Origin of the sequence: Rhodococcus sp. NPDC060086, from assembly GCF_042730275.1 — a bacterium.
In the GTDB taxonomy this organism is placed as follows: Bacteria; Actinomycetota; Actinomycetes; order Mycobacteriales; family Mycobacteriaceae; genus Rhodococcus.
In genome coordinates, this window is the sequence record NZ_JBHWWZ010000092.1 from 1 (window position 1) to 5448 (window position 5448).

Annotated in this window: 4 protein-coding genes; all 4 read right to left on the reverse strand. The window is 68.2% G+C overall.

Translation table 11 applies throughout. The annotated features are described in order from the left end of the window. Positions 1-40: 40 nt before the first annotated feature. Positions 41-748 (reverse strand): lysoplasmalogenase, encoded by a 708-nt coding sequence (locus ACFWB0_RS25425; RefSeq protein WP_378493174.1) that lies wholly within the window; start codon positions 746-748, stop codon positions 41-43. Next, on the reverse strand, positions 745-1815 hold the full coding sequence (meaB, locus tag ACFWB0_RS25430) for a methylmalonyl Co-A mutase-associated GTPase MeaB (RefSeq protein ID WP_378493175.1): 1071 nt from the start codon (positions 1813-1815) through the stop codon (positions 745-747). The genes ACFWB0_RS25425 and meaB overlap by 4 nt, the downstream gene beginning before the upstream one ends. A gap of 7 nt (positions 1816-1822) precedes the next feature. Then, a complete protein-coding gene (scpA, locus tag ACFWB0_RS25435) occupies positions 1823-4096 on the reverse strand; it encodes a methylmalonyl-CoA mutase (protein ID WP_378493176.1) in 2274 nt (757 codons plus the stop codon). Next, the coding region (locus ACFWB0_RS25440; RefSeq protein WP_378493177.1) for a methylmalonyl-CoA mutase family protein at positions 4097-5448 on the reverse strand (1352 nt) is incomplete at its 5' end.

Below are 5448 nucleotides of genomic sequence, written 5' to 3' on the forward strand. Positions count from 1 at the left end.
GGTCATCACAGCTGTGATGACCACGCCCGTTCTCTGTCGATCAGTCCAGCTGACGAACCGCAGTCCGGTCATCGTTCTCGCTCCGGGTCGCCCGGGCTCGGGTCATCACGCCGTGCGTGATGAGAACCTGCGCTGCGATGTAGGTCAGCATCACCCAGAAACCCGACAGCGGCAGCGGGAAGTCGTCGATGAACGCGCGCAATGCGATCAGCGAATCGGAGACAACGAAGATCACCGCGCCGATCGCGACGGTAGGCCCGACCCCGGTGGCGAGGATCGCCATCGCGGCCAGGCACAACGCGTAGAGCAGCACCGGGATCAAGAGCACGCCCGCACCCGGAGCGCAGACGGCCACCAGCACGACGACCGCGACCGCGAAGACCGCGAGCACCCACCGTCGTGTGTGCAGCACGCTGTCGGCCCGGTACGGCATGAACGCCGCGATGTACGTCACCTGCGCGCACAGGAAGAATCCGACGAGCACGAGGAACGAGGTGTCGCCGTCGAACAGGTCGGGTGCGGTGTCGCCGAGCCACGAGAAGGTCAATGCCACCAACGTGAGCTCGACGAGCCGGGACCGGGGCGCGGTCGTGCCCAGGACCAGTGCTGCCGCCAGCACCGGCATGAGCAGCCATTGGGTGGCGTCGACCAGCATCGCCTCGGGATCGATGAGCTGGGCGATCAGATGCACCGCGGCGAGCACACCGAAAACCGCGAACACGATCCGCGCGGCGACGCTCCGGGTCACAGAGCGGGACCGTCGTTCTCGACGGCCCCGTCGACACCGTCGGCCCCGTCGACACCGTCGAATGCATCCAGGATCCGCTGCGCACCGATGGCCGCGGTGAGCGACCCCGTGCGGACCCCGGCTTCGACGTCGCCGCGGATCGCCTTGACGCGCGGGTTGCTCTCGAGTCGGCGGAGCAGCTGGTCGTGCACCATCGTCCACGTCCAGTCGACCTGCTGACGACTGCGGTTCTCGTCGAACTGCCCGGCCTCGGTGAGCACCTTCTTGTGTTCGAGGACGGTGTCCCAGAACGTGTCGAGACCCACGCGTTCCAGCCCACTCATGGTGATCACCGGGGGCTTCCACACTGCGTCGTGTGGATGCACCATGCGCATCGCACCGGACAGTTCGCGGGCAGCGACACGCGCGTCGCGCTCGTGGTTGCCGTCCGCCTTGTTCACCGCGACGAGGTCGGCGAGCTCGAGCACGCCCTTCTTGATGCCCTGCAACTGGTCGCCGGTGCGGGCGAGAGTCAGGAAACAGAAGCAGTCCACCATGTTCGCGACGGTGACCTCCGACTGCCCGACACCGACCGTCTCGACCAGGATCACGTCGAACCCGGCCGATTCGAGCAGCACCATGGTCTCGCGGGTCGCCTTGGCGACACCGCCGAGGGTGCCTGCTGTCGGAGACGGACGGATGAAGGCGTCCTGTTCTCCTGCCAACCGCGCCATCCGGGTCTTGTCACCCAGGATCGACCCGCCGGTCCTCGTCGACGATGGATCGACGGCGAGTACCGCGACCCTGTGCCCCTTACCGATCAGATACATACCCAGCGAGTCGATGAACGTCGACTTCCCGACCCCGGGAACGCCCGTGATACCGACCCGGATCGCCCCGCCCGCCTGCGGGAGCAGGCGCAACAGTAGCTGCTGCGCCTGCTTCCGATGGTCGTCTCGAGTCGATTCGATCAGGGTGATCGCCTTCGCGAGTCCGGCACGCTCGTTGGCGAGTACGGACTCCGCGAGGGCGTCGAGGTCGACCGGACGCCGAGGCGTCGCGGTGGTCCCGATCGAGGTGTCGCTCATGTGCGCATCAGCTCCCGAGCGAATGTCCGAGGCGGGCACCGAGCTTGGTCAGCAGGCCGGCGGCGGCATCAGCGATGACGGTGCCGGGCGGGAAGATCGCCGCGGCACCGGCTTCGTACAGCTCGTCGAAGTCGCCGGGCGGGATGACGCCGCCGACCACGATCATGATGTCCTCACGGCCGACCTCCCCGAGCGCCGCCTTGAGCGCGGGCACCAGTGTGAGGTGTCCCGCAGCCAACGACGACACGCCGATGACGTGCACGTCGTTGTCGGCCGCCTGCCGGGCGACCTCTTCCGGTGTCTGGAACAGCGGTCCGACGTCGACATCGAAGCCGAGGTCGGCGAACGCCGTGGAGATCACCTTCTGGCCACGGTCGTGGCCGTCCTGTCCCATCTTCGCGACCAGGATACGCGGGCGGCGGCCCTCCTCTTCCGCGAACTTCTCGACGAGTTCGATGGTCGTGGAAATGTTGCTCGCCTCCCCTGCTTCGTCACGGTAGACGCCGCTGATCGTGCGGATCTCGGCCTGATGCCGGCCGTAGACCTTCTCGAGCGCGTCGGAGATCTCGCCGCCGGTGGCCATCGCGCGGGCCGCGTTGATCGCGAGCGCGAGCAGATTGTTCTCCATCGAGACATTCCCCGTCGCTCCGCTCGCCCCGTCCTCGGTGGACGACGCGGCGCGGGTGAGCTCGGCGAGCGCGGCCTGGGTGGCTGCCTCGTCACGCTCCGCGCGCAGCTTGACGAGCTTCGCGAGCTGCTCGGCACGCACCTTCGAGTTCTCGACCTTGAGAACCTCGATGCTGTCGGGCTCTGCGGGCACGTACTTGTTGACACCGATCAGCGGCTGGCGGCCGGAGTCGATGCGCGCCTGGGTGCGGGCAGCGGCTTCCTCGATGCGCAGCTTCGGGATGCCCTCGGAGATGGCCTGCGCCATGCCTCCGGCCTCCTCGACCTCCGCGATGTGCGCGCGGGCCCGGTTGGCGAGCTCGTGGGTGAGCCACTCGACGTAGTGCGAGCCGCCCCACGGATCGATGGGCCGGGTCGTGCCGGACTCCTGCTGCAGCAGCAGCTGGGTGTTCCGCGCGATGCGGGCCGAGAAGTCGGTGGGCAATGCGATCGCTTCGTCGAGCGCATTGGTGTGCAGCGACTGGGTGTGGCCCTGGGTCGCGGCCATCGCCTCGACGCAGGTCCGGCCGACGTTGTTGAACACGTCCTGCGCGGTCAGCGACCAGCCGGAAGTCTGCGAGTGGGTGCGCAGGGAGAGCGACTTCGCGTTCTTCGGATCGAACTTCTCGACGAGCTCGGCCCACAGGAGCCGACCGGCGCGGAGCTTGGCGACCTCCATGAAGAAGTTCATGCCGATGGCCCAGAAGAACGACAGACGCGGTGCGAACTTGTCGATCTCCATGCCGGCGTCGAGGCCTGCGCGGATGTACTCGACACCGTCGGCCAGGGTGTAGGCGAGCTCCAGATCGGCTGTGGCTCCGGCTTCCTGGATGTGGTAGCCGGAGATGGAGATCGAGTTGAACTTCGGCATCTTCGTGCTGGTGTACGCGAAGATGTCGGAGATGATCCGCATCGAGGGCTTCGGGGGGTAGATGTAGGTGTTGCGGACCATGAACTCCTTCAGAATGTCGTTCTGAATGGTTCCGGCCAACTGCTCGGGGGTGACACCCTGCTCTTCGGCAGCCACGACGTACAGCGCGAGGATCGGCAGTACCGCGCCGTTCATCGTCATCGACACCGAGACCTTCGACAGGTCGATGCCGTCGAACAGCTGACGCATGTCGAGGATCGAGTCGATCGCGACTCCGGCCATGCCGACATCACCCTGAACGCGTGGATGGTCGGAGTCGTAGCCGCGGTGCGTCGCCAGGTCGAAGGCCACCGACAGGCCCTTCTGGCCGGCCGCGAGGTTGCGGCGGTAGAAGGCGTTGGATTCGGCGGCCGTGGAGAAGCCCGCGTACTGGCGGATGGTCCACGGCTGGTTGACGTACATCGTCGGGTACGGGCCGCGCACGAACGGCGCGATACCCGGGTAGCTGCCGAGCGGGTAGCCGTCGGCGGCGATGGCGTCGCGGTCGGCCTTGGTGTAGACGGGCTTGACGTCGATGCCCTCGGGGGTGGTCCACACGACGTCGTCGACGGTGTAGTTGTTGGCGGACGCAACAGAGTCGACGAGCGCGGCGGTCTGCTCCGCGGTGGGAGCAGCGGGTTCCGTGGAATCCGGATCTGTCAGCGGGACATCGGCAAAGCTGCCGATCTCGGATTGGATGCTCACTTACGCTCCCAGGGTGTTCAGAAGATCGGTCAGTGCAGCGACCGCGTCGATACGCGCGGTCAGGTAACCGTCCGGACGGTTGTCGCCCTGCGCGTCCCCCACGGCCTTCTCCGGGCCGGCGAGGAGCACAGTGGTGATCCCGGCGGAGCGCAGCGCGGCGGTGGCGGTGCCTGCGTGCTCGCCGTAACGGGCGTCGGTGCCGCAGAGCACGGCGACGGTGGCGCCGGAGTCGCGGACCGCGGCGGCGAGGGTGTCGTCGCTCGGGTCCACCGGCCCGGGGTTGATCGCGTCGATGCCACCGGCCGCGAGCAGATTGCTGGCGAAGGTGGTGCGCACATTGTGCTCGGCGACCGGGCCGAGCGGTGCGAGCAGCACCGTGGGCCGGGAGCCGTGCACGGCGAGGTAGACGTCGGAGCGGTTGCGCAGCGCCTCGAACGGTGCCGCGTAGCGCGCCGCGAAGGCACCCGAGTCGGCGACGCCTGCGGGCAGCGGGGCCTCACCGAGGTTCGGGAACTCGTTGATGCCGGTCACTGAGGTCTTACGGTGCGCGATGTCGGACTCGCGGCGGGCGCGGGTCGTGGCGATACGGTCCGCGACCAGCCCGGCGTCGAGCGCCGTGCGGTAGCCGCCGCCCGCTTCGATCTGCTGGAAGAACTCCCACGACTTCGCCGCGACCTGTGCGGTCAGGTCCTCGATGTACCAGGATCCGGCGCCCGGATCGAGGACACGGCCGAGGTTGGATTCCTCGAGAAGGAGCAGGTTGGTGTTGCGGGCGATACGCGCGGAGAACGCCTCCGATACTCCGACGGCGCCGGCGGGCAGCGCTGCGTCGAACGGAAGGACGGTGACGGAGTCGGCGCCACCGACTCCGGCGCCGAAGGCGGCGAGGGTGGTGCGGAGCATGTTCACCCACGGGTCGCGCTGAGCCATCATGGCGGCGGAGGTCACCGCGTGCTGCGGCGCATTGCCCGCGTCGCCTGCTCCGGCGACCTGCGCGACACGCGCCCACAGCAGACGGGCTGCGCGGAACTTCGCGATGGTCTGGAACTGATCGTCGGAGGCCGCGAATCGGAACTCGATCTGGCCGAGAGCTTGTTCGGCAGACAGACCGGCAGCGACGAGCGCGCGGACGTACTCGATGCCGACGGCGATGGCCGCGCCGAGTTCCTCGGCGTCGGATGCACCGGAGTTGTGGAAGGCGGTGCCGTCGACGGTGAACGCGCGGACCGTCTCGACGCGCTCTGTTGCCGCGGTGGCGAGCGCAACGGCCTCGTCGACGGTGATGTCGGCGCGGCCGGAGAAGGCGCTGGTCAGCGGCGCGGCGCCGAGCGCGATGCGCACGGCGCCGCGGC

Bases quoted from the DNA above. Each gene is read 5' to 3' on its own strand.
- meaB (WP_378493175.1), bottom strand. From the start codon at position 1,815: ATGAGCGACACCTCGATCGGGACCACCGCGACGCCTCGGCGTCCGGTC.